22 protein-coding genes and 1 tRNA gene are annotated in these 21,361 nt (G+C 62.9%); 15 read left to right on the top strand and 8 right to left on the bottom strand.

Annotated elements, in window-relative coordinates:
• Nucleotides 1-199 precede the first annotated feature (199 nt).
• Together OH764_RS13210 and OH764_RS13215 are read right to left on the bottom strand one after the other, a co-directional pair.
• Complete coding sequence (locus OH764_RS13210; protein WP_020069058.1) at nt 200-430, bottom strand: hypothetical protein; 231 nt, start codon at nt 428-430, stop codon at nt 200-202.
• Between the two features lie 203 nt (nt 431-633).
• Nucleotides 634-1,854, bottom strand: a complete 1,221-nt coding sequence (locus OH764_RS13215) for a Bcr/CflA family multidrug efflux MFS transporter (RefSeq protein ID WP_498847100.1) — start codon at nt 1,852-1,854, stop codon at nt 634-636.
• A gap of 265 nt (nt 1,855-2,119) precedes the next feature.
• Between OH764_RS13215 and OH764_RS13220 the strand changes: the two genes are divergently transcribed.
• The 8 genes from OH764_RS13220 to OH764_RS13255 all read left to right on the top strand — a co-directional run bounded on the left by OH764_RS13220 (nt 2,120) and on the right by OH764_RS13255 (nt 9,683).
• Complete coding sequence (locus tag OH764_RS13220; protein WP_498847101.1) at nt 2,120-2,698, top strand: hypothetical protein; 579 nt, start codon at nt 2,120-2,122, stop codon at nt 2,696-2,698.
• A 149-nt stretch (nt 2,699-2,847) separates the two neighbouring features.
• Nucleotides 2,848-4,131, top strand: coding sequence for a glutamate-1-semialdehyde 2,1-aminomutase (gene hemL, locus OH764_RS13225; protein ID WP_498847102.1), 1,284 nt, complete (start codon nt 2,848-2,850; stop codon nt 4,129-4,131).
• A 48-nt stretch (nt 4,132-4,179) separates the two neighbouring features.
• Nucleotides 4,180-5,337 (top strand): bifunctional diaminohydroxyphosphoribosylaminopyrimidine deaminase/5-amino-6-(5-phosphoribosylamino)uracil reductase RibD, encoded by a 1,158-nt coding sequence (gene ribD / locus OH764_RS13230; protein ID WP_498847103.1) that lies wholly within the window; start codon nt 4,180-4,182, stop codon nt 5,335-5,337.
• A gap of 11 nt (nt 5,338-5,348) precedes the next feature.
• The gene (locus OH764_RS13235) at nt 5,349-5,963 is read left to right on the top strand and encodes a riboflavin synthase (RefSeq protein ID WP_020069063.1); all 615 of its coding nucleotides are present in this window, start codon (nt 5,349-5,351) and stop codon (nt 5,961-5,963) included.
• A gap of 242 nt (nt 5,964-6,205) precedes the next feature.
• Entirely contained in the window at nt 6,206-7,336 is a 1,131-nt protein-coding gene (gene ribBA, locus OH764_RS13240) for a bifunctional 3,4-dihydroxy-2-butanone-4-phosphate synthase/GTP cyclohydrolase II (RefSeq protein WP_498847104.1), read from the top strand.
• A gap of 56 nt (nt 7,337-7,392) precedes the next feature.
• On the top strand, nt 7,393-7,896 hold the full coding sequence (ribH, locus tag OH764_RS13245) for a 6,7-dimethyl-8-ribityllumazine synthase (RefSeq protein ID WP_020069066.1): 504 nt from the start codon (nt 7,393-7,395) through the stop codon (nt 7,894-7,896).
• The gene (gene nusB, locus OH764_RS13250) at nt 7,893-8,327 is read left to right on the top strand and encodes a transcription antitermination factor NusB (protein WP_214877526.1); all 435 of its coding nucleotides are present in this window, start codon (nt 7,893-7,895) and stop codon (nt 8,325-8,327) included. The genes ribH and nusB overlap by 4 nt, the downstream gene beginning before the upstream one ends.
• Before the next feature lie 156 nt (nt 8,328-8,483).
• On the top strand, nt 8,484-9,683 hold the full coding sequence (locus OH764_RS13255) for a pyridoxal phosphate-dependent aminotransferase (protein ID WP_498847105.1): 1,200 nt from the start codon (nt 8,484-8,486) through the stop codon (nt 9,681-9,683).
• Between the two features lie 194 nt (nt 9,684-9,877).
• Here OH764_RS13255 and OH764_RS13260 read toward each other — a convergent pair whose 3' ends face one another.
• Nucleotides 9,878-11,092 (bottom strand): transglycosylase SLT domain-containing protein, encoded by a 1,215-nt coding sequence (locus OH764_RS13260; RefSeq protein WP_498847106.1) that lies wholly within the window; start codon nt 11,090-11,092, stop codon nt 9,878-9,880.
• A 603-nt stretch (nt 11,093-11,695) separates the two neighbouring features.
• On the opposite strand from OH764_RS13260, the gene OH764_RS13265 reads away from it, so the two are divergent.
• Together OH764_RS13265 and OH764_RS13270 are read left to right on the top strand one after the other, a co-directional pair.
• Nucleotides 11,696-13,264, top strand: coding sequence for a UbiD family decarboxylase (locus OH764_RS13265; protein WP_498847107.1), 1,569 nt, complete (start codon nt 11,696-11,698; stop codon nt 13,262-13,264).
• A gap of 58 nt (nt 13,265-13,322) precedes the next feature.
• The gene (locus OH764_RS13270; protein ID WP_498847108.1) at nt 13,323-14,018 is read left to right on the top strand and encodes a LysE family translocator; all 696 of its coding nucleotides are present in this window, start codon (nt 13,323-13,325) and stop codon (nt 14,016-14,018) included.
• Between the two features lie 76 nt (nt 14,019-14,094).
• Here OH764_RS13270 and OH764_RS13275 read toward each other — a convergent pair whose 3' ends face one another.
• The 3 genes from OH764_RS13275 to OH764_RS13285 all read right to left on the bottom strand — a co-directional run bounded on the left by OH764_RS13275 (nt 14,095) and on the right by OH764_RS13285 (nt 16,153).
• A complete protein-coding gene (locus OH764_RS13275; protein WP_498848822.1) occupies nt 14,095-15,060 on the bottom strand; it encodes a threonine/serine dehydratase in 966 nt (321 codons plus the stop codon).
• A gap of 218 nt (nt 15,061-15,278) precedes the next feature.
• Nucleotides 15,279-15,620, bottom strand: a complete 342-nt coding sequence (locus tag OH764_RS13280; RefSeq protein ID WP_498847109.1) for a hypothetical protein — start codon at nt 15,618-15,620, stop codon at nt 15,279-15,281.
• Between the two features lie 371 nt (nt 15,621-15,991).
• Entirely contained in the window at nt 15,992-16,153 is a 162-nt protein-coding gene (locus OH764_RS13285) for a hypothetical protein (protein WP_164701921.1), read from the bottom strand.
• 239 nt (nt 16,154-16,392) lie between these two features.
• Here OH764_RS13285 and OH764_RS13290 point away from each other — a divergent pair, with 239 nt between their 5' ends.
• The 4 genes from OH764_RS13290 (at nt 16,393) to OH764_RS13305 (ending at nt 18,674) form a co-directional block, all read left to right on the top strand.
• On the top strand, nt 16,393-17,334 hold the full coding sequence (locus OH764_RS13290; RefSeq protein ID WP_498847110.1) for a Rossmann-like and DUF2520 domain-containing protein: 942 nt from the start codon (nt 16,393-16,395) through the stop codon (nt 17,332-17,334).
• A gap of 77 nt (nt 17,335-17,411) precedes the next feature.
• Nucleotides 17,412-17,732 (top strand): EthD family reductase, encoded by a 321-nt coding sequence (locus OH764_RS13295; RefSeq protein WP_020069078.1) that lies wholly within the window; start codon nt 17,412-17,414, stop codon nt 17,730-17,732.
• 199 nt (nt 17,733-17,931) lie between these two features.
• Complete coding sequence (locus tag OH764_RS13300; protein WP_027776334.1) at nt 17,932-18,495, top strand: YggT family protein; 564 nt, start codon at nt 17,932-17,934, stop codon at nt 18,493-18,495.
• Nucleotides 18,496-18,600: 105 nt separating this feature from the next.
• Nucleotides 18,601-18,674, top strand: a tRNA-Gly gene (locus OH764_RS13305).
• A gap of 98 nt (nt 18,675-18,772) precedes the next feature.
• Here OH764_RS13305 and OH764_RS13310 read toward each other — a convergent pair.
• Nucleotides 18,773-19,156 (bottom strand): lysozyme family protein, encoded by a 384-nt coding sequence (locus OH764_RS13310; RefSeq protein ID WP_498847111.1) that lies wholly within the window; start codon nt 19,154-19,156, stop codon nt 18,773-18,775.
• Nucleotides 19,157-19,562: 406 nt separating this feature from the next.
• Here OH764_RS13310 and trmB point away from each other — a divergent pair, with 406 nt between their 5' ends.
• Entirely contained in the window at nt 19,563-20,348 is a 786-nt protein-coding gene (trmB, locus tag OH764_RS13315) for a tRNA (guanine(46)-N(7))-methyltransferase TrmB (RefSeq protein WP_498847112.1), read from the top strand.
• A 102-nt stretch (nt 20,349-20,450) separates the two neighbouring features.
• Here the strand turns inward: trmB and OH764_RS13320 are convergent, their stop codons facing one another.
• Complete coding sequence (locus OH764_RS13320) at nt 20,451-21,302, bottom strand: undecaprenyl-diphosphate phosphatase (protein ID WP_498847113.1); 852 nt, start codon at nt 21,300-21,302, stop codon at nt 20,451-20,453.
• Between the last annotated feature and the right edge of the window lie 59 nt (nt 21,303-21,361).

Consider the following 21,361-nt stretch of genomic DNA (forward strand, 5'->3'; position numbering starts at 1 on the left):
AGGGGGTCACGCCTCCGCCAGATCTCTGTACACATCCACGGGCCGCAAGGCCCGTTTTTGTTTGTACTCGCCCCGCACACTACACGCGCGCCGGCGCCTGGCTTCAACCTTGAAGCCGTACGAATTTGCGGAATAGATGTGCGATTGCCCGTACGCGCCATAAAGACAGCACGACGACGATCGACGCCCCCACCCCGCGTCACACACTAACCGCGTCGAGCTTTTCGCGTGCGTCGGCGCAACGCCGGTTCAGATCGCGATGCATCAACTGGCTGTCGAGCAGCGTGGACACATCGGTCAAGCCGTAATCAAAGCGCAAAACGTATTCGATGTCCGTGTAGTCGTGATAGGCGCCGCTGTCCGCCAGCTTCCGCGCTTCGGCGAATGCAGCATGTTGCCGCTCGCCGTTCATCAAATCTCTGATCGCCATGATTGCCGCTCCGAGGAACAGTGATCCCATCATAGCAATGCCAATTCAAAGGCAAGGTCGCGTGCGCGCAACACCTGGTGTTTTCCGGTAGAAGCGATTCATGCACCGGAATGCGAGTACGCACCAGGTGCAGGAACCCGGAGCGCTCTCTTTACGCCGTCCCTGCTCCGCCGCCTTTACTGCGCATCTCCATCACGACGTCGTTAGACGACAGCCACCGGCGCCTTCGTCCCGTGCCATCTGACGACCAGGATACAGCCGACGTAGCACAGCGATCCTGCGACGCCCACCACGACGCCCATGCCTTTCGGCGAGCCGTCCTGCCACAGTCCGACCGCGAGGCTCGACAGCGCGCCGAGAGCCAGTTGCACCGCGCCGAACACGGCAGCGGCCGCCCCCGCATTCACCGGATAGCGATGCATCAGATCCGTCGTGCAATTGGCGGACAGCAAACCCACCACGCCAACGACAAAGAACAGGCCGGCAACGATCGACCACAGCCCGCCCCACCCGGTCAATGAGACAAGACAGACGAACAACGACGCAATACAGCTCACGGTCGCGGCGAACGAAATGATCGGCAACGACCCAAGCCGGCCGACAAGCCGTGTATTCATGAAGTTGCCCAGCATGATCCCGACAATATTCAGCGCAAACAGAAAGCCATAGTGCTGCGCCGACACGTGAAAGTACTGGATATAGACGAACGGCGTCGCCGTGATGTACGCGAACATCGACGCGAATGCCATGCCGCCGCACAGCATATGCCCCCAGGCAACTGGATCGCGTACCAGCCGGCCGTATGCAGCGAACGATTTCAGTAGCGCCGAATGCGCACGCTTCTCGCGCGGCCAGGTTTCCGGCACTTTGAGAAACGCGGTTATCGCGCACACCATGCCGAACAGCGTCAACGCAATAAAGACGACGCGCCAGCCGCCAAGCAGCAGCAACTGTCCGCCGATCAGCGGCGCGAGCAATGGTCCGATCGACGTGACGATGGCGAGCATGGACAGGACGCGCGCAGCGTCGGTCGGACCATGCGCGTCGCGGGCAATGGCGCGAGCCAGTACCGATGCCGCGCCCGCACCCAGCGCCTGCACGAAACGGAACGTGACCAGCGCGCCGATCGAGAATGACAGCGTGCACGCAATGCTCGCCAGCGCATACATCATGATGCCGCCCAGCAGCACAGGCCGGCGGCCATATGTATCGGACAACGGCCCGTAGAGCAGCATGCCGATCGAGAAGCCGAACATGAAACTGGTCAGCGTGGCTTGTGCGGCGCCCGTTCCGATCGCGAACGCCTGCGCGATGGTCGGCAAGCTCGGCAAATACATGTCGATGGAAATCGGCCCGCACGCGGCAAGCGCACCGAGCAACAGAATCAGCCGGCCATCTGGCCGGCGTCCGGTGACGTGAGACATGGGAATCCAGGTGAAGCGCGCGTCCTCGGAAGACCGGCGCGCGGGGGTACAAAAAGACTGCAGTTGATCGCATCGATTGTACGCGACGGTTAATGCATCGACCTCGCCAGCAGCGAGCACGAGCCGCAGCATGAGGCCGTTGCAGGCTTGCAGGGCAAGCCTGCCAATGATCGGTTAAGCTGCCGCGTGAACCGTTTCGGCCGTTCAGCGTCGCGCGAAGATGGCAGCGGCGCGCGTCCCTCATACCTTTCTGTGCAACGTTGCGATGACTGCCTTCCTGCTGATCTGGAGCCCCAAGAAATGGCCGTGGCCAGAACTGCCCGATGTGGCCAAACGCGTTGCGGCGGGCGTCGCCGTAGCCGATGTGTGGGGTTGTGGATTCGCGCGCGGCATTCTGCCCGGCGACCGCGTGTTTTTGCATCGTGTCGCCACGGAGCCGAAAGGCATCTTTGGCTCGGGCTATGTGACACGCGCACCGTATGAGGTCCCGGACCCAACCACGAAGCGCGGCTACCGCCTGTGCATCGACTTCGTCTACGACTGGCTCGTCGATGCGCATGAAAACGTGGTGATCCCTCGCGACATGTTGCGCGTGCATCCATTTTCGGTGCAGATCTGGGACGCGCAGAGTTCAGGCACGGTGATCAAACCGATCGCGGAAGGCGCGCTAGAAAAACGCTGGGCTGAACTCACGGGCAAACGCAAGCCGCCGCCACTGGACACGCCGGTTGGCCCGGCACGCTCCACCAAAGCGGCAGCGCACGCGTCGCAATCGCCCACCGGCACATCGCCTGTGAAGGCCTCCATCAAGACGCCCGCACGGAAGCGCGCGCCGCGGCGCTGACGCGGCGCTGCGAATGCGTCTGAAAGCCACGTCGCTCCGCAAAACCTGTTCACACCGACTCCGGTACAATTTCTCTCATCTATCCCGGCGTCGCGCGAACCGCTCGCGGGCAAGCCGCGCCGCTGCGCAACCCAATTCCAGGCATCGTCATGTCCAACAATCAAACCCTCTTCGACCGCGCGCAACGCACCATTCCCGGCGGCGTGAATTCGCCGGTCCGCGCATTCCGCTCGGTCGGCGGCACGCCGCGTTTCATCGAACGCGCACAGGGTCCTTATTTCTGGGACGCCGATGGCCAGCGTTATATCGACTACATCGGCTCCTGGGGTCCCATGATCCTCGGGCATGTGCACCCCGAAGTTCTGGAAGCGGTGCAGCGCGTGCTGGCCAACGGCTTCTCGTTCGGCGCGCCCACCGAGTCGGAAATTGAAATCGCGGAGGAAATCTGCAAGCTCGTGCCGTCGATCGAACAGGTGCGCATGGTGTCGAGCGGCACCGAAGCGACCATGAGCGCGCTGCGTCTGGCGCGCGGATTCACGAACCGCAGCCGCATCGTCAAGTTTGAAGGCTGCTATCACGGCCATGCCGACAGTCTGCTCGTGAAAGCCGGTTCGGGGCTGCTGACGTTTGGCAATCCGACATCGGCGGGCGTGCCGGTCGACATCGCAAAGCACACCACGGTTCTGGAATACAACAACGTCGCCGCGCTCGAAGAGGCGTTCAAAGCTTTCGGCAACGAAATCGCCTCGGTAATCGTCGAGCCGGTGGCGGGCAACATGAATCTGGTGCGCGCCACGCCCGAGTTTCTGCAGGCGCTGCGACGCCTGTGCACCGAATACGGCTCCGTGCTGATCTTCGACGAAGTAATGTGCGGTTTCCGCGTGGCGCTGGGCGGCGCGCAAGAGGTCTACGGCATCACGCCGGATCTGACGTGTCTTGGCAAAGTGATCGGCGGCGGCATGCCGGCGGCTGCCTTCGGCGGACGGCGCGACATCATGGCTCACCTCGCGCCGCTCGGCGGCGTCTACCAGGCGGGCACGTTGTCCGGCAATCCCATCGCGGTCGCCGCGGGCCTGAAGACGCTGCAATTGATCCAGGCGCCGGGCTTTTACGAAACGCTCGCCGCACGCACTGCCCGTCTTGCGAAAGGTCTCACCCAGGTCGCTCGCGAAGCCAACGTACCGTTCGCGGCCGACTCGCTCGGCGGCATGTTCGGCCTGTACTTCACCGAGTCGATTCCAACAAGCTTCGCCGAAGTGACCAGGAGCGACGTGCCGCGCTTCAACGCGTTCTTTCACAAGATGCTCGACGCGGGCGTCTACTTCGCGCCGTCGGCATATGAAGCAGGCTTTGTTTCGATTGCGCACGACGACGCGATCGTCGACGCAACTGTGGAGGCCGCCCGTGGCGCGTTCGCGTCGCTGAGCGCCTGAGCGTCCCGAAACCGCCGCCACCCTGCCACCGGACCCAACCACACACCGATGTTTTCGCAAACCGACTTCGTCCATATGGAACGCGCGCTTGCGTTGGCCAAGCGCGGCATGTACACGACCGACCCGAACCCGCGCGTGGGTTGCGTGCTCGTCAAGAACGGCGAAGTGATCGGCGAAGGCTTCACGCAGCCGGCCGGTCAGGACCACGCGGAAATCCGCGCGATGAAAGACGCGCGTTCGCGCGGTCACGATCTGCGCGACGCCACCGCTTACGTAACGCTCGAACCGTGCAGTCACTTCGGCCGCACGCCGCCGTGCGCGAACGCGCTGATCGAAGCGCAAGTCGCGCGCGTGGTGGCCGCGATGGAAGACCCCAATCCGCAGGTGTCCGGACGCGGTCTTGCGGTGCTGCGCGACGCGGGCATCGAAGTACGCTGCGGGCTGCTCGCCAATGAGGCGCACGAATTGAACATCGGCTTCGTGTCGCGCATGACACGCGGCCGGCCGTGGGTTCGCATGAAAGTGGCAGCCTCGCTCGATGGCCGCACCGGCCTCCCATCCGGCGTCAGCCAATGGATCACCGGCGAGGCCGCCCGGGCCGACGGACATGCATGGCGCGCCCGCGCGTCGGCGGTTCTGACCGGCATCGGCACCGTCAGGGAAGACGATCCGCGCATGACTGTGCGCGCTGTCGACACGCCGCGTCAGCCGCAACGCGTGTTGATCGACAGTCAGCTGGAAGTCTCGCCGCAGGCGCAGATTCTCGCCGGGGCGCCCACGCTGATTTTTTGCGGCAATCTCGATCAACGGCATAGCGACCGTGCGCAAGCACTACGCGAGCGCGGCGCTGAGATCGTCCAGCTGGCCAACGCGGCCGGCAAGGTGGACCTTCCGGCCATGCTGAAAGTGCTGGGCGAGCGCCAGGTCAATGAACTACACGTGGAAGCCGGCTACAAGCTGAACGGCTCGCTGTTGCGCGAAGGTTGCGTGGACGAACTACTCGTCTATCTCGCGCCGAGTCTGCTCGGTATCGACTCGATGAGCATGTTCAACCTGAGCGCGCCTGAAACACTTGAAGGACGCGTCAAGCTGGCTTTTCATAACGTCGAGCGGATCGGCGAAGATCTTCGGATTCTCGCGCGCCTCGTGCCGGCGGGCGTAACCGCAGCCGGAACCGACACCGCGTCCCAACCCGTTTCGTTTTAAGGATTAGTACGATGTTCACAGGAATCGTCGCGGCAGTGGGCCGCATCGAGTCAGTCAGGCCTCTCGGCACGAACGGCGACGCGGGCGTGCGCCTGAACGTGCAAGCCGGCGGCCTCGATCTCGCCGACGTGCAACTCGGCGACAGCATCACCATTCAGGGCGCCTGCATGACCGTGGTCGCGAAGACCGACCATTCGTTCGAAGTGGACGTGTCGCGCGAAAGCCTGAACCGCACAGCGGGCCTTGGCGAAGTGGGCGAAGTCAACCTGGAAAAGGCACTGCGCGCGCACGACCGGCTGGGCGGCCATATCGTCTCGGGTCACGTCGACGGCCTGGGTACGGTCACCCACTTTGCGCCAGTAGGCGAATCGCACGAACTACGCGTGCTGGCGTCGCGCGAGATCGGCCGCTATCTTGCGTACAAGGGCTCTATCACTGTCAACGGAGTCAGTCTGACCGTCAACTCGGTTAAAGATCGTGACGACGGCTGCGAGTTTTCGATCAATCTGATTCCGCACACGGTGGAAGTCACCGCGCTCAAGCACCTGCGCGAAGGCACGCCGGTGAATCTGGAAATCGATCTGATCGCTCGCTACGTGGAGCGCATGCTCAACGCACCGAAGTAGCCGGCAAAAACGCCAGCAGCAACGCCAGCAGGCGGCAACAACTCAAAGCGGCAACCGCCGCCGGGCGCCCCCGCATGCGGCGCCTTGCCGCTTCTCATCAGTCCATGCGTCTATCGTTCTGCCGAGCATATCAACGGCCGGTGACGCAGCGCCAGTCGGCCAAACGGCATATGCCGTCCGGCGGAGGCGACTTGGGACCGCGCGTGGCGTAAAATACGCGCTTTCCCGAAAAACTCGCCAACATGACGCTCGCCTCCACTACAGAGATCATCGCCGAACTCAAAGCCGGCCGGATGGTGATCCTCGTCGACGAAGAAGATCGCGAAAACGAGGGCGATCTGGTGCTCGCCGCCGAATTCGTGACGCCGGAAGCGATCAACTTCATGGCGCGCTACGGCCGGGGCCTGATCTGCCTCACGCTCACGCAGGAACGCTGCAAGCTGCTCAACCTGCCGCTCATGACGTACCGCAACGGCACGCAGTACGGAACCGCGTTCACCGTCAGCATCGAGGCGGCGGAGGGCGTGACGACCGGCATTTCGGCCGCCGACCGCGCCCGCACGATCGCCACGGCAGTAGCACCGGACGCGAAGGCGGAGCACATCGTGCAGCCGGGCCACGTGTTTCCGATCATGGCCCAGCCGGGCGGCGTGCTGGTGCGCGCCGGCCACACGGAGGCAGGCTGCGACTTCACAGCGCTGGCAGGCCTTACGCCGGCGGCAGTGATCTGCGAAGTCATCAACGACGACGGCACCATGGCGCGCCTGCCCGACCTGATGGAGTTCGCAAAAGAGCACGATCTGAAGGTCGGCACTATCGCGGATCTGATCCACTATCGCAGCCGCACCGAGTCGATCGTCGAGCGCATTTGCGAGCGCACCATGCAGACGGCGCACGGCGCTTTCCGCGCGGTCATGTATCTTGATCAGCCGAGCGGTCAGCCGCACATTGCCCTCGTGCGCGGCACGCCGAACCCGGAGACGGACACGCCGGTGCGCGTGCACGAGCCGCTGTCGGTGCTCGACCTGCTCGAAGTCGGCGAATCCACTCATTCGTGGACGCTCGACGCAGCCATGAAGGAGATCGCCTCGCGCGAAGTCGGCGTGATCGTGCTGCTCAATTGCGGCGACTCGAAGGAACATCTGATCGACGTCTTCAAGGCGTTCGATTCGAAAGAAAAAGCAGACGCGCTCAAGCGCCGGCCCGTCGACTTCAAGACTTACGGCATCGGCGCGCAGATTTTGCGCGAGCTGGGCGTCGGCAAGATGCAGGTGCTGTCGAATCCGCGCAAGCTGGGCAGCATGTCGGGTTACGGTCTCGAAGTCACAGGCTTTATACCCATGCCAGGCAGCGCCGCGCAGCCTCCGCAATAACGCTGATCCGGTCATTCACGCGCCTCGCGCTCACTCAAAAACACTACGGAATTCACATGGAAATCGGACAATACCAACCGAACCTCGACGGCGACGGACTGCGCATCGGCATCGTCCAGGCGCGTTTTAACGAACCCGTCTGCAACGGCCTCGCCGACTCGTGCATCGAAGAACTCGAACGCCTCGGCGTGACCGGCGAAGACGTGCTGCTCGTCACCGTGCCGGGCGCGCTCGAAATCCCGCTGGCGCTTCAGAAGCTCGCTGAGAGCGCGCAGTTCGACGCTCTGATCGCGCTCGGCGCGGTCATTCGCGGCGAAACGTACCACTTCGAACTGGTGTCGAACGAAAGTGGCGCGGGCATCACGCGCATCGGCCTCGACTTCGGCATTCCTGTTGCGAACGCGGTGCTGACCACGGAGAACGACGAGCAAGCCGTCGCTCGCATGACCGAGAAAGGTCGCGACGCGGCACGCGTAGCGGTCGAAATGGCGAACCTCGCGGTCGCGCTGGAACAACTCGGTGGCGACGAAGAAGAAGACGAAGAAGAGGAAGAGGCATGAAGAGCGCACGCCGACGCTCCCGCGAACTGGCCACGCAGGGGCTTTATCAGTGGCTGCTGTCGGGTTCGCCCGGCGGTGAGATCGACGCGCAGTTGCGCGGCGCGCAGGGCTTCGACAAAGCGGACCATGAGCATCTGGACGCCGTTCTGCACGGCGTGATTCGCGATTCCGAGGCACTGTCCGCCGATATCGCGCCTTGCCTGGACCGTCCAATCGAGCAGCTATCGCCGGTCGAGCGCGCCGTACTGCTCGTCGCCGCGTTTGAACTGAAGAATCACCTCGATATTCCTTACCGCGTGGTGATCAACGAAGCGGTTGAATTGGCCAAGACCTTTGGCGGCGCTGACGGCTACAAGTACGTGAATGGCGTGCTCGACAAGCTGGCGGCCAAGCTGCGCGTCGCGGAAATCGAAGCCGCTCGAAAGGGCTAGACATGCGTGTGGTCGGCTCGCGCAACATCGCGTCGTAACCGTCGCCTATGCGCGCGACGCCGACACAACGAAATGCATCGCTCGTCACAACGCTGCCGCGCGCGAGAACCGCTCGAATGGCGGTCGCGCTTTCGCATTTGAACTGGATTTGACCGTATGAACTCTGTGACCGAACCTCTTATGCGGCTCGCCGCACGCGTCGACTCCATCCAGCCGTTCTACGTGATGGAGCTGGCAAAAGAGGCTGCGCTTCTTGAGCGCGACGGGCGCGACATCATTCACATGGGAATCGGCGAGCCCGACTTCACCGCCCCTGAACCGGTCATCGAGGCAGCAGCGAACGCGCTGCGCCGCGGCGTCACGCAATACACCAGCGCACTTGGATTGCACGCACTGCGCGAAGCAATTTCGGCGCACTACGCAGACGTCTATGGCGTCGACGTGGATCCCGCCCGGATCGTGGTGACCGCGGGCGCGTCGGCCGCATTGCTGCTGGCATGCGCGGCACTGGTAGATCGCGACGACGAAGTGTTGATGCCGGACCCATGCTACCCATGCAACCGCCATTTCGTGATCGCCGCCGAAGGCAAACCGGTGATGGTGCCGAGTGGCCCTGCCGAACGCTTCCAACTGACTGCCGCCGATGTCGAGCAGCTCTGGAACGAGCGCACGCGTGGCGTGCTGCTCGCGTCGCCGTCCAACCCGACCGGCACTTCGATCGAGCCGGCGGAACTTGAACGCATTGTCAAAGCGGTGCGCGCGCGTTGGGGCTTCACGATCGTCGACGAGATTTACCAGGGCTTGAGCTACGACGCTAAACCCGTGTCGGCGCTGTCCTATGGCGACGACGTCATCACGGTCAACAGCTTCTCGAAGTACTTCAACATGACGGGCTGGCGCCTCGGCTGGCTGGTGGTCCCGCCGGGCATGGTGAGCGCATTCGAGAAACTGGCGCAGAATCTCTTCATCTGCGCGTCAGCGCTCGCCCAGCACGCGGCGCTCGCGTGCTTCGAACCGCAAACCATCGCAACGTACGAGGCACGCCGTCTCGAATTCAAACGTCGGCGTGATTTCATCGCGCCGGCGCTCGAATCGCTGGGCTTCACAGTGCCCGTCATGCCCGACGGCGCGTTCTACGTCTACGCCGACTGCCGGAGCGTCGCTCATCCTGCCGCAGGCGACAGTTCGGCGCTCACGAAAGCAATGCTGCACGAGGCAGGTGTCGTGCTCGTGCCAGGAATGGACTTCGGCAGCCACGCTCCAAAACAATATATCCGGCTGTCGTACGCAACCGCTTACGAGAAGCTGGAAGAGGCGGTGGAACGCCTGGCGCGGCTTTTCGGCCAGCAGCAATAGGAGAGCAAGGCGGCCGGGCCTGGCGAGTGTCTCGCGCGGCGAGAGTTGCTTGCCGCTGGGCACACCCGGACGCGGGCCGCTGCTGTCGCCTGGCCGGGCGGCCTCCTGAAACGCAAAAAGGACACCCGAAGGTGTCCTTTTTTCTTGCCGTTCGCACTGGCGTCAGGCGATCAGCATGAGGGTCTGCGAGCGATTCAGGCGCCCAGTTCCGCGGCAGACGCCACGTGTTTGGGAGCACTCGTGCTGGCATCGTCCTGTTCCGAGACCGGCGTTTTGCCCTGCGCAGCGGCGCTCAACGGGTGGCTTCCTTCCAGCGTGACCTGCACCCGCTTGCCGTTGCTGTTGTTCGCAGCAGCGGACGACGACGAGGACGAGGACGAGGACGACGAAGCATTATTCGATGCCGTGATAACCGGCGCCTGCGGCGCGTTGATCGGCACCTTGCGGCCGCGCGCCACGTCACGCAGACGCGCGCGCTCTGCCATCACCTTGGCGGCGTAGCCGCCGTCGTCCTGCGACGTCGAGCCAACATACAGCCGCAGCCCGCCCGGCAGCGAACCGCCGCGCGCGATGCAATCCTTCAGAACCAGCGCGCCGACCTTGATATTCGCGACCGGCTCAAGGGCAGCGCTCTCGCCGCCGAAATACTGGAACTTGTCCGAATGAACCTTGGACATCACCTGCATCAGGCCCTGCGCGCCCACGCCGCTCTCGGCGTAGGGGTTGAAGCCCGATTCGATTGCCATGACCGACAGCAACAACAGCGGGTCGAGACCGACTTCGCGACCAGTGTCGAAAGCAGCCTTCACCAGCTCGCCGACGGGCTCCTGGGCGACGCGGTAGCGACGAGCCAGGTACGACGCCACGAGAGCTTGTTCACGCGACGAAATCAGCACGCGATCGTCCCGTGCGTCGGCGGATACGCGTTGCGCAGGAATCAGTCTGGCCAACGCCGAAACGCTTTGCATCGTGCGCGGATCGAGACCGTTGAGCGCCGCGATCCCCATGCCGGCCGAGCCGGAACCGTCGAACGCGCCGTCATAACTGGTATTGCCGACGCTCACGCCCGCGTTATTGCCGACGCTTGCCACGTCAGCGCTGTTTGGGTTCGAGTTCGCGGACAGCGTTTCGTCCGACGAGGTGCGCCCCGGCGGCCCGAAAGCGGGCAGCGGATTGCCCTGCAGCAGGCGGGCTGGGCCCGCTTGCACGGCCGCGGAAAGGACCGGCATCGCCTTCGCCGCGAGGGTGCCGCGCCACGTGGGCATCAGCCACAGCGCGATTGCCAGCACCACGGCAATGCCGCCGACAATGCTGAACAGGTGATGACTCAATTGCGTCCCGCGACGGACTGCACCACGCACGACTTGCGCGATACGTTCGTCGGGACGCCACGATAACCAGGCGTTCATTCAGATCTCCCATGTTGCATGATCCGCGAACCCCACCGGAAAAACAGGTGGTACCACACATTCGCAGAGTCAAGACATCGCGCGCTCTGTCTGGTTAGGGCAGCAGCGACGTCGGGAAAACGGCATATACCGTTTGTGGGGAGCCTTCCTGAAAAGCGGTCCGCGGCATGCCTAAAACATGCGGGCGGTGGCTCCCACGCGAAAAACCAGCGTCAGTTGGCGCTGGCAAGGACATCGATAAGACCGACGGATACCGTGCAGGGCTTCGGTAAGCGGTGACGCGTTGCGTCTAATGGGACCGGGGGCAGTGGTAAAAGGTTCACGCCCTGCAACCAACGTGGACGGATTCTAGGGCACGGTTTTATAGATCGTCAACACTATAAACTAGCAAAAATATAACTAATTGTAATAACGGCAAGGGTTCCGACCGCTCAGAGGGCCGTACGGAGCGGTTTTTCGGCATTCTGGCGATCGTTGCTCGACCTATGACGTTCGGCCGATCTACGTGCGCTAGCCAACGCAGGTAAAATCGACAATCGTTCTGGCGCCTCCTCCGCAGTCGCGCTTTCCGCTATCGCCGCTCGCGGCACACAACCGCATCAGATGAAATACAAAGACCTGCGTGACTTCATCGGCCGTCTCGAGACGATTGGGGAACTGCGCCGTATCCCGCAAAAGGTATCGCCTGTACTGGAAATGACCGAACTGTGCGACCGCGTGCTGCGCGCCGGGGGGCCGGCTCTGCTATTTGAGAACCAGGAGGGGCATGCGTTCCCGGTGCTTGGCAACCTGTTCGGTACGCCGCGCCGGGTAGCGCTCGGTATGGGCATCGACACTGAAGCCGGCGAAGGCGACGGCGCCGCGCTGGATTCGCTGCGCGACGTCGGCCGGCTGCTCTCTGCGTTGAAGGAACCGGAGCCGCCAAAAGGGCTGAAGGACGCGGGCAAACTGTTCTCGCTCGCGAAGGCGGTGTGGGACATGGCGCCACGAACCGTGAGCGCGCCGCCCTGCCAGGAAATCGTGTGGGAGGGCAATGACGTCGACCTGGAAAAGCTGCCTATCCAGACTTGCTGGCCTGGGGACGCCGGCCCATTGATCACGTGGGGCCTGACCGTCACAAAAGGCCCGAACAAGAGCCGACAAAATCTCGGCATCTATCGCCAGCAACTAATCGGACGCAACAAGCTGATCATGCGTTGGCTCGCGCATCGTGGGGGCGCGCTCGACTTCCGCGAGTTCGCGTTGAAGAATCCCGGCCAACCGTATCCGGTAGCGGTCGTGCTGGGTGCAGATCCGGCAACCATCCTCGGCGCGGTAACGCCGGTGCCGGACACGCTGTCCGAATACCAGTTCGCAGGCTTGCTGCGCGGTGCTCGGACGGAGCTGGCCAAATGCATTACGCCGGGCGTCGACGGTCTGCAGGTACCCGCACGCGCGGAAATCGTCCTCGAAGGCTTTATCTATCCGCAGCAAGGTGCGCCCTCGCCCGCTCCGGCCGGCGCGCCGCCGCGGCCGGCCAAGGGCGCCTCGGCCGCCTATGAGCACGCACTGGAAGGCCCGTATGGCGACCATACCGGCTACTACAACGAACAGGAGTGGTTTCCGGTATTCACTGTCGAGCGCATCACCATGCGCCGCGACGCGATCTACCATTCCACCTACACCGGCAAACCGCCCGACGAGCCTGCCGTGCTCGGCGTCGCGCTCAACGAAGTGTTCGTACCGCTTCTGCAGAAGCAGTTCAGCGAGATTACCGATTTCTATCTGCCGCCCGAAGGATGCAGCTACCGCATGGCGATCGTGCAGATGAAGAAGAGCTACCCGGGCCACGCCAAGCGCGTGATGTTCGGCGTCTGGAGCTTCCTGCGACAGTTCATGTATACGAAGTTCATTGTCGTCGTGGACGAAGACGTCAACATTCGCGACTGGAAAGAAGTGATCTGGGCGATCACCACGCGCGTGGACCCGACGCGCGATACGGTGCTCGTCGACCGCACGCCGATCGACTATCTCGACTTCGCGTCGCCGGTCGCGGGCCTCGGTTCAAAGATGGGACTCGACGCGACCAACAAATGGCCCGGCGAAACCGATCGCGAATGGGGCCGGCCTATCGAAATGGACGCGGCGGTGAAGCAGCGAATCGACAGTTTGTGGGACGAACTGGGACTGTGAGCGCGCCGAGCGAGCCCAGCGCGCGGCCGCATAACAAACAGATGGAGCAGTTGCAGGTATGCATGCCTTCTCGATGATGTCGGACGGGTTCTTCCTGTCTTTGTCGTTGTGTCTCGACATCGGCCTCGTGAACGTCGCGATGATTTCGCTGGCGCTGTCGCACGGATTCAAGCCGGGCTTCTGGCTCGGCCTTGGCTCGTGCGTCGGCGACCTGATTTATGCGGCGCTTGCGCTAGCTGGCATGGCTGCGCTGCTGCAGTTCGAGTCGGTGCGCTGGGTCGTGTGGATCGGCGGCGCAGTCATCCTGTTGTTTCTTACCTGGAAGATGGCGCGCGAAGCGATGTTTCCGGCGTCGGCACCGCCCGTCGCCGGCGAGGCGGACGCCAGTTCGCCGCATCTGTCTGCGTGGCGCGGTTTCCTGCGCGGGGTATTGCTCGCGGTGTCGTCGCCCTCGGCGATTCTATGGTTCGCCGCGGTGGGGGGCGCACTGATCGCCAAAGCCGGCGCGACGAGCGCCAAAACCGCGCCCGTATTTCTCGGCGGTTTCTTTCTTGGCGGCTTGTGCTGGACGGTGTTCATCTGCGGCCTCGGCAGCCACGGCCGCAAGCGCGCCGGCACCGGTTTGCTCCGCGCGTGCCATGTGTTGTCCGCGCTACTGTTCGCCTACTTCTCATACAGCGTGATCGTGAACGGTTACCGCGATCTGATTCTGCAAACGGCAGAGCGCTCGCCAGTCGCACAAGTGGCAAGCTGACATGCAACGGCCCGCCCTGTGAACCTGGGGCGGGCCGTCTTCATACACGTCGAGCCGGCTTCGCGCCGGAAAATGATCAGGCCAGGTACTGCGCGAGCTTTTCGAGATCGACGTTACCGCCGCTCACCACCACGCCCACGCGCTTGCCCTTCACTGGCACCACGCCGTTCAGCACGGCCGCGGCCGCTAGGCAGCCGGTCGGCTCAACGACGATCTTCATGCGTTGGGCGAAAAACCGCATGGTGTCGATCAACTGCTCGTCGGTGACGGTTTCGATCCGCGCAACCAGCTTGCGGATGATCGCGAAGGTGTAGTCGCCCAGATGCGTCGAGGCCGCGCCATCGGCGATGGTGCGCGGTGTGTCGATATGCACGATCTCGCCACGCGCAAGAGATTGCTGACCGTCGTTGCCTGCTTGCGGCTCCACGCCGATTACCGTGCAGTCCGGGCTCAAGGCCGCCGCCGACAACGCGCTGCCGCCAATCAGCCCGCCACCGCCCAGACACACGAATAGCAGGTCGAGCGGCCCCGTTTCGTCGAGCAATTCCTTCACCGCCGTACCCTGCCCCGCGATCACATGGGGATGATCGTATGGCGGAATCAGCGTCATGCCGCGCTCCTCGGCGAGCCTTCGGCCGATCTCCTCGCGGTTCTCCTTATAGCGGTCGTAGGTGATTACCTCGCCGCCATAGCCCTTGGTGGCGGCCACTTTGGCCGCGGGCGCGTCGTGCGGCATGATGATCGTCGCGCGGATGCCGGCAAGGCGCGCCGACAGCGCGATAGCCTGCGCGTGGTTGCCGGACGAATAGGTCAGCACGCCGGCCTTGCGCTGCTCCGCGTCGAAATGCGAGATCGCGTTATAGGCGCCGCGAAACTTGAAGGCCCCCATTCGCTGAAAGTTCTCGCACTTGAAGAATACCGACGCTCCGGTGCGCTCGTTGAACGTGCTCGAGGTCAGAACGGGCGTGCGGTGCGCGACGCCCTCGAGTCGCGCTGCGGCGTCGAGCACGTCGTCGAAGGTGGGAGCGGGAAGTGGGTGCATCGGCTGCATCGGCGGAGTTCTCCAGAGCGGTGGCGAAACAGCCATTCTCCCAGCTTCGCCGACGCTTTGAAACGTCGGCACCAACTGACCCGACGCCGTAAAAACAAAACGGCGTAACGCGGCGATCAAGCCGACGTTACGCCGTTCAGACTGTCTGACCGACTATAGCGAGGCATCAACCAGGCAGGTGTCGATCCAGACCCGTGCGCCAGGCAGAATTAGCGCCGATAGTAACCGTGACCATAACCACCACCGTAGTAACCGTGGCCATAACCGCCACCGTAGTAGCCGTGGCGATAATAAGGGTGACCGTAGCCGTAGTACCCGCCCACGACTACGGGCGGCGGCGCGTAGACCACAGGCGGCGGGGCGTAGACGACGGGCGGCGGCGGCGAATAGTACACCGGCGGCGGCGGCGCATAGACAGGCGCGGCATACACAGGATAAGCCGGCGCGACCGGTACCCCGATACCGATACCGACAGAGACGTGTGCCTGCGCGGTGGCGGCAAGCCCCACGCCGAGGGCGGCGGCAACGACGAACGGAACGAACTTCTTCACTTTTATTCTCCTGGCGCGGCCCATTCAAAAGGTCGCCAACTTCGCATGCCATGCATGCTACGAAATCAATTTATCTAAAAAGCCTGCGCGACGCTGTTCGCATTTGTTGCAAATTGCAATATACGAAAAGGTTTTGCGCTGTCGCCCGATAAGCAGCGTCGCTTAATGAGCGCGCACCGCCTGAGGAATCAACGGACTAGGCCTCTTCGCGGTGGACACGATGGTGTCGCAAGGCAATGGCGAGTTAAACGGACGCCGGCTTGGTAATCTTTAATTACAAATTAGCTTCAATGCTGACGACGCAGGGCAACGGCCCAATAAAAAACCCGGCGCAGAGGCCGGGCTTTTTGAAGGCTCGAAACGGGTGTCGGTCAGCCGACCTTCACGTACGCGAATTCGCGGGACACGTTGGGTGGCACGTACGCGGCGCTGATGCGCACGCGCGGGCTCAGACGCTTCTTCTGATCCCACCAGCGACGCCGCTGGGCGTGGGTCAAAAACCGCAAGTGCTTCCGGTAAGAAAAAATATTCATCGTAGCCTCCCCGAATCCGATTGCGAAATTGCGAAGCGAATACCCATAGACAGCCACGGCCGATCGGCCATGGGGAAATTGTGAGCAGTTTTCAAGCCCGCGGGGCGCGCGCGACGCCATGACCAGCAGCCGGCGTCATATCGCAGGCAAACTCATCTGACGACCGTTGCACACGTTGTACGCCGGCCGATGCGCGATACTGCTTGTTCCCCTTCACGTCCCGTCTGGAGCACGTCGACATGTCCCAGTCCCAGTCCCACACCCATTCGCCACGCCTCGGCTTTATCGGCGCGGGCCGGCTCGCGCGATGCCTCGCGCTGTGTTTTTCGCGCGCAGGCTATCCGGTGACGGCCGTGGCGAGCCGCACGCCCGCTTCCGCTAGCCGGCTCGCCGGTCAAATTCCCAACTGCGTGGCGCTCGACGATCCTCAGCAAGTCGTCGACGGCGCCGATGTTGTCTTTTTAGCCGTTCCCGACGACAGCATCGGTACGTCAGCGCACACACTGCGTTTCGCCCCCGATGCAGTCTATGGCAAGGCGCTCGTGCATTGCAGCGGCGCGTCGCCGGTCGAGTTGCTGGCGGGCGCACGGGACCAGGGAGCGGCGATTGGCGGCTTTCACCCGCTCTACCTGTTCAGCGGCGAGCTGGCCGACCTCGACCGTATCGCCGGCTGCTCGGTGACGATCGAGGCCGACGGCGACCTGAAAGACACGCTGACGGCGTTGGCCGTCGCGCTAGGCTGCCATCCGTTGTCGATTCCTCCGGGCGGCCGCATGCTGTACCACGGCGCCGCGCACTATGCGGCGAGTTTCGCGCTCTGCAGCCTGGCTGAATGCGTCGCCCTGTGGCGCACGCTCGGCTTTGCCGAGGACGAAGCGTTGCGCGCGCTATTGCCGATGCTCGCGGGCACCATCCAGACCGCTCGCGACAAGGGACTGCCCAACGCGCTCGCCGGGCCGGTCTCGCGCGGCGACACCGGTGTCGTGCAAAAGCAGTTGGCGTTGATGGAAAGCCTCGGCGGCGATCACGCTGCGTTGTATGGTCTGCTGTCACGGCGCGCGGTCGAGCTGGCGCAACGCCGCGCCACGCCGCCCGCGGCAATCGCCGCAATCGCCGACGCGGTGGAAGATTCGTTGAGCCGCTCGCTGAATCAGGCGGCAGCAGGTGCAAGCGTCAAGTAAGCCGTGATAATGTGACGTCCGGCGCCGCGCGCAATCCGTCGGCGCCTCGCTTCGGGACCAACAGACGAGAACGCACAATGATCAAGGTCAGCATCCTCTATCCGTATCGGGAAAACGGCCACTTCGACGTGGACTATTACTGCGTCACCCACATGCCGCTCGCGGCGGAACTGTTTGGCCCGTCGCTGAAGGGCTGGTCCGTCGACGTGGGCATCAACGCGGGCCCGCCGGGTACGCCGCCGCCGTATGTGGCCGCGGGTCACTTCCTGTTCGACAGCACGGATGACTTCTACAAGGTCTTCAAGCCGGCATCCGAACGCTTGCTGGCCGATATTCCGAACTACACCGACGGCGGCAACGGCGCCATTCTCATCAGCGAAATCAAGGTTTCCGTGTGACTGGCCGCAGTTGATGCGGGGGGCGGCTCTTCGTCCGACGTTGAACATGCGAGCCTTGCACGACCCGTATCATCCGCTTTGCGAAGCATCCGGCCGCGTCGGCGACCGATGCCAGTTACTGACCCGCCGGTGCACGAGACCGAAAAGCACAGGCGCCCATGCCGTTTCACGGCTGTCATCAGAAGCATAAGGACACACGATGTTTGGCGATATCGCCCGTTTTCTGCTCAATACCGTCTTCACCCTCTTCGGCGCGGCGTTGCTGCTGCGCGCCTGGCTGCAGGTCGTGCGCATGCCGCCGTACAACCCGGTCACGAACGCCGTGCTACAAGCGACGAACTGGATCGTTCTGCCGCTGCGCCGCATTCTGCCGAGCACGCGCAACGTCGACTGGGCGAGCCTCGTTGCGGCGCTGATCGCGGCGATTGTCTACGTCGTGCTGATGGTGGTCCTGACGGGCGCCGACCCGCTCACGCTGGTGCCGACGCTGCTGATCGTCGCGGTACTGACCGTGATCAAGTGGGCGTTGAATCTGATTATCTGGATGACGATTCTCATGGCGCTGCTGTCGTGGCTGAATCCCCGTTCGCCGGCAATGCCGATCCTTTATCAACTGACCGCGCCGTTTCTGAATCCGCTGCGACGCGTCGTGCCGCATCTGGGAGGCATCGACCTCTCGCCGATTCTTCTGTTCGTGATCGTGCAGGTGCTGCTGATGGTGGTCACGCGCGCCGCCGTCCAACTGACTTACTTCGTGATCTGAAGCGAAGCGGAATGCCGGGCGATGTCGCCGCGCACGGTGCGGCGTAAGGAAAGCAGCGGCGCAGTTTGCGCTCGCTGCCATTTCGCGAGTAAAATAGCGCGCTCTGCGGGCGTCGTATAATGGTAATACCCTAGCTTCCCAAGCTAGAGCCGTGGGTTCGATTCCCATCGCCCGCTCCAGATACTTTCCGGCAGTTTTGCAGCCCGCTCGCAACTGCTTCGAAGAAAGTATCTGCATTCACCGCGCTGAGTCTTAGTCAACCCGAACGCCTGCTACGTCAAATCCACTGATTGGCTTTCCATGCCAAACAGGCGGACGCCGCATTGTGATAGCGGCCGAGAATATATCGAATTCCGCCGCGGCATTCTTCCACTGCATTGCCAAAAGACGTGACGCCGTCCGGATTCAATTCATATTGCGACGGCAGCAATTGAAACAGCCCACGTGCGCCGGATTTAGGATTGCGCAGATTCACCGCACCGCCCGACTCCTGCGCCATGAGCCACAGCAGATCGTTGAATTGAGTCAGCGGCACACCTTCAGTCGACATCGCTTCCCGAAGCGCATTCACGGACGTAGCCGGAATACTGGTGGGCTTAATCGAGCTCCAGCCGGTTTTCGCTGGTTTTGCTTCGCGGTGATTGTGTGTGTACTTACTCATAACGGTATGCGCGTAGTTTAATCGTTGAAACGAGATGGCTTACAGAACGATTAAATCATACAAGACCTGCACCGTTACTAAAACGTAACGTGCGCTGCCTGCGGCCGCGGCGAACCGCGCGCTGTCTGGACGCACCCTTTCGCGTTGTGCTACCTTACGCGCACTTGCAACGCCCGCTCAACGTTATTGCCGAGCCTTGGGCATCAATCAGGCATGAGCCGCCTCTACGAAGGCGGCTTTTTTGTAGCGACGGCTAGCCCGCGCGGCGACTGATCGCACTCCGCTTGCCGAAATGACAACCGGCTCGCGCTAACGCGGTGCGCCGCGTCGTTATCAGCGAGCGCCAATCAGCGCCAACCCGCGCCGAGCAAGCCGCGAAGCCTTCATCCTTGTAGCAGCATCGACCATGATCCACGATCCCAACAACGCCGGCTTGCCCGACGACATTCCGACGTCCTCCAACGAAACAGACGATGTCGCCGCTGCCGACAACGCAACGCCGCACGGCGAGGCCTTGCATCGCCGGCGCATTCGAAGCTTTGTCACGCGCGCCGGCCGCGTGTCGACCGGTCAGCGCCGCGCGATGGACGAACTCGGCCCGCGCTTCGTCGTTCCGTTCGCGCCGCAGCAGCCGGACTGGAACAGCGTATTTGGCCGTGAAGCGCCGCGCGTGCTGGAGATCGGCTTCGGCATGGGCGCGACCACCGCGGAAATCGCCTCGCACCGTCCGGGCGACGATTTTCTCGGCGTCGAAGTGCACGAACCGGGTGTCGGCGCATTGTTGAAGTTGATGGGCGAGCAGGCGCTGACCAACATCCGCATCATTCAACACGACGCCGTGGAAGTGCTCGAACAGATGATCGCGCCGGACAGCCTCGACGGCGTGCACATTTTCTTTCCCGACCCGTGGCACAAGGCTCGCCATCACAAGCGTCGCCTGATTCAGCCGAAGTTCGTCGCGCTGCTCGCGTCGCGCCTGAAGCCCGGTGCCTATCTGCATTGCGCGACCGACTGGCAGAACTACGCCGAACAGATGCTTGAAGTGCTCAATGCCGAGCCGACGTTGCAAAACACCGTCGACGGCTATGCGCCGCGCCCCGAATATCGTCCGGTAACGAAGTTCGAGCGACGCGGCCTGCGCCTCGGCCACGGTGTGTGGGATCTCGTGTTCCGCAAACGCGACGTCGCATAAACGCAGAGACGTTTGCCGCCAGAACATCGACCGCACAAACAAAAAGGTCCGCCACCTCGAGTGACGGACCTTTTTTCCCGGCATAGGAGAAGCGGGAGAGACTCACTCCGTCCAGCTCAGCGCGCCGCTATAGCCGACTAGCAGGATCAGCAATCCAAAGCCGATGCGATACCACGCGAACGCCGTGAAATCGTGTCCGGCGATGTAGCGAAGCAACCAGCGCACACACAAAAAGGCACTGACGAACGCCGCCACGAAGCCCAGCGCGAAAACGCCGAGCGCGTCGACGGACAGTAAATGCCAGTCCTTGTACAACTCGTAGGCTGTCGCGCCGAACATGATCGGGATCGCGAGGAAAAACGAAAACTCAGTGGCCACGCGCCGGTCGAGTCCGAACAACATCCCGCCGATGATTGTCGAGCCCGAGCGAGACGTGCCAGGGATCAACGCGAAACATTGAGCGAGGCCGACTTTCAGCGCGTCCATTGCGCTCAGGTCGTCCACGCTGGTCACCCGCGCAACCCTGGCTTGTCCGCCTTCGCGAGCTTGCGCGCGCTGGCGCGCTTCTGCCCACAAGATGACGACGCCGCCCACCACCAGCGCGAACGCCACGGGCACCGGCGAAAACAGCGCGGCCTTGATCGACTTTTCCAGCAGCAGACCGAGCACGACCGCCGGAATGGTCGCGATGATCACGTTCAACGTAAAGCGCCGCGCTTCCGGACGGCTCGGCAGGCCAGTCGCCACGCTGCCGATGCGGCGGCGAAACTCCCAGCACACCGCCAGAATCGCGCCGAGCTGAATGACGACGTCGAAGGTCTTAGCGTGTTCGTCGGTGAAGTTGAGGAGACTCCCCGCGACGATCAGGTGCCCTGTGCTCGACACCGGCAAAAATTCCGTCAAGCCTTCGACGACGCCCAGAATCAACGCCTTGCAAGCCAATAACCAGTCCATCCGTGCCCCTCATCGTTTTCGTTTGTCGATTGTCGGAACTGGCACGGCCGGCACGACGA

Origin of the sequence: Burkholderia sp. M6-3 (assembly GCF_050858985.1) — a bacterium.
GTDB lineage: Bacteria > Pseudomonadota > Gammaproteobacteria > Burkholderiales > Burkholderiaceae > Paraburkholderia > Paraburkholderia caledonica.

Coding starts and splice junctions, on each gene's coding strand:
- OH764_RS13210 (WP_020069058.1), bottom strand. CDS start 430: ATGGCGATCAGAGATTTGATGAACGGCGAGCGGCAACATGCTGCATTC.
- OH764_RS13215 (WP_498847100.1), bottom strand. CDS start 1,854: ATGTCTCACGTCACCGGACGCCGGCCAGATGGCCGGCTGATTCTGTTG.
- OH764_RS13220 (WP_498847101.1), top strand. CDS start 2,120: ATGACTGCCTTCCTGCTGATCTGGAGCCCCAAGAAATGGCCGTGGCCA.
- hemL (WP_498847102.1), top strand. CDS start 2,848: ATGTCCAACAATCAAACCCTCTTCGACCGCGCGCAACGCACCATTCCC.
- ribD (WP_498847103.1), top strand. CDS start 4,180: ATGTTTTCGCAAACCGACTTCGTCCATATGGAACGCGCGCTTGCGTTG.
- OH764_RS13235 (WP_020069063.1), top strand. CDS start 5,349: ATGTTCACAGGAATCGTCGCGGCAGTGGGCCGCATCGAGTCAGTCAGG.
- ribBA (WP_498847104.1), top strand. CDS start 6,206: ATGACGCTCGCCTCCACTACAGAGATCATCGCCGAACTCAAAGCCGGC.
- ribH (WP_020069066.1), top strand. CDS start 7,393: ATGGAAATCGGACAATACCAACCGAACCTCGACGGCGACGGACTGCGC.
- nusB (WP_214877526.1), top strand. CDS start 7,893: ATGAAGAGCGCACGCCGACGCTCCCGCGAACTGGCCACGCAGGGGCTT.
- OH764_RS13255 (WP_498847105.1), top strand. CDS start 8,484: ATGAACTCTGTGACCGAACCTCTTATGCGGCTCGCCGCACGCGTCGAC.
- OH764_RS13260 (WP_498847106.1), bottom strand. CDS start 11,092: ATGAACGCCTGGTTATCGTGGCGTCCCGACGAACGTATCGCGCAAGTC.
- OH764_RS13265 (WP_498847107.1), top strand. CDS start 11,696: ATGAAATACAAAGACCTGCGTGACTTCATCGGCCGTCTCGAGACGATT.
- OH764_RS13270 (WP_498847108.1), top strand. CDS start 13,323: ATGCATGCCTTCTCGATGATGTCGGACGGGTTCTTCCTGTCTTTGTCG.
- OH764_RS13275 (WP_498848822.1), bottom strand. CDS start 15,060: ATGCACCCACTTCCCGCTCCCACCTTCGACGACGTGCTCGACGCCGCA.
- OH764_RS13285 (WP_164701921.1), bottom strand. CDS start 16,153: ATGAATATTTTTTCTTACCGGAAGCACTTGCGGTTTTTGACCCACGCC.
- OH764_RS13290 (WP_498847110.1), top strand. CDS start 16,393: ATGTCCCAGTCCCAGTCCCACACCCATTCGCCACGCCTCGGCTTTATC.
- OH764_RS13295 (WP_020069078.1), top strand. CDS start 17,412: ATGATCAAGGTCAGCATCCTCTATCCGTATCGGGAAAACGGCCACTTC.
- OH764_RS13300 (WP_027776334.1), top strand. CDS start 17,932: ATGTTTGGCGATATCGCCCGTTTTCTGCTCAATACCGTCTTCACCCTC.
- OH764_RS13310 (WP_498847111.1), bottom strand. CDS start 19,156: ATGAGTAAGTACACACACAATCACCGCGAAGCAAAACCAGCGAAAACC.
- trmB (WP_498847112.1), top strand. CDS start 19,563: ATGATCCACGATCCCAACAACGCCGGCTTGCCCGACGACATTCCGACG.
- OH764_RS13320 (WP_498847113.1), bottom strand. CDS start 21,302: ATGGACTGGTTATTGGCTTGCAAGGCGTTGATTCTGGGCGTCGTCGAA.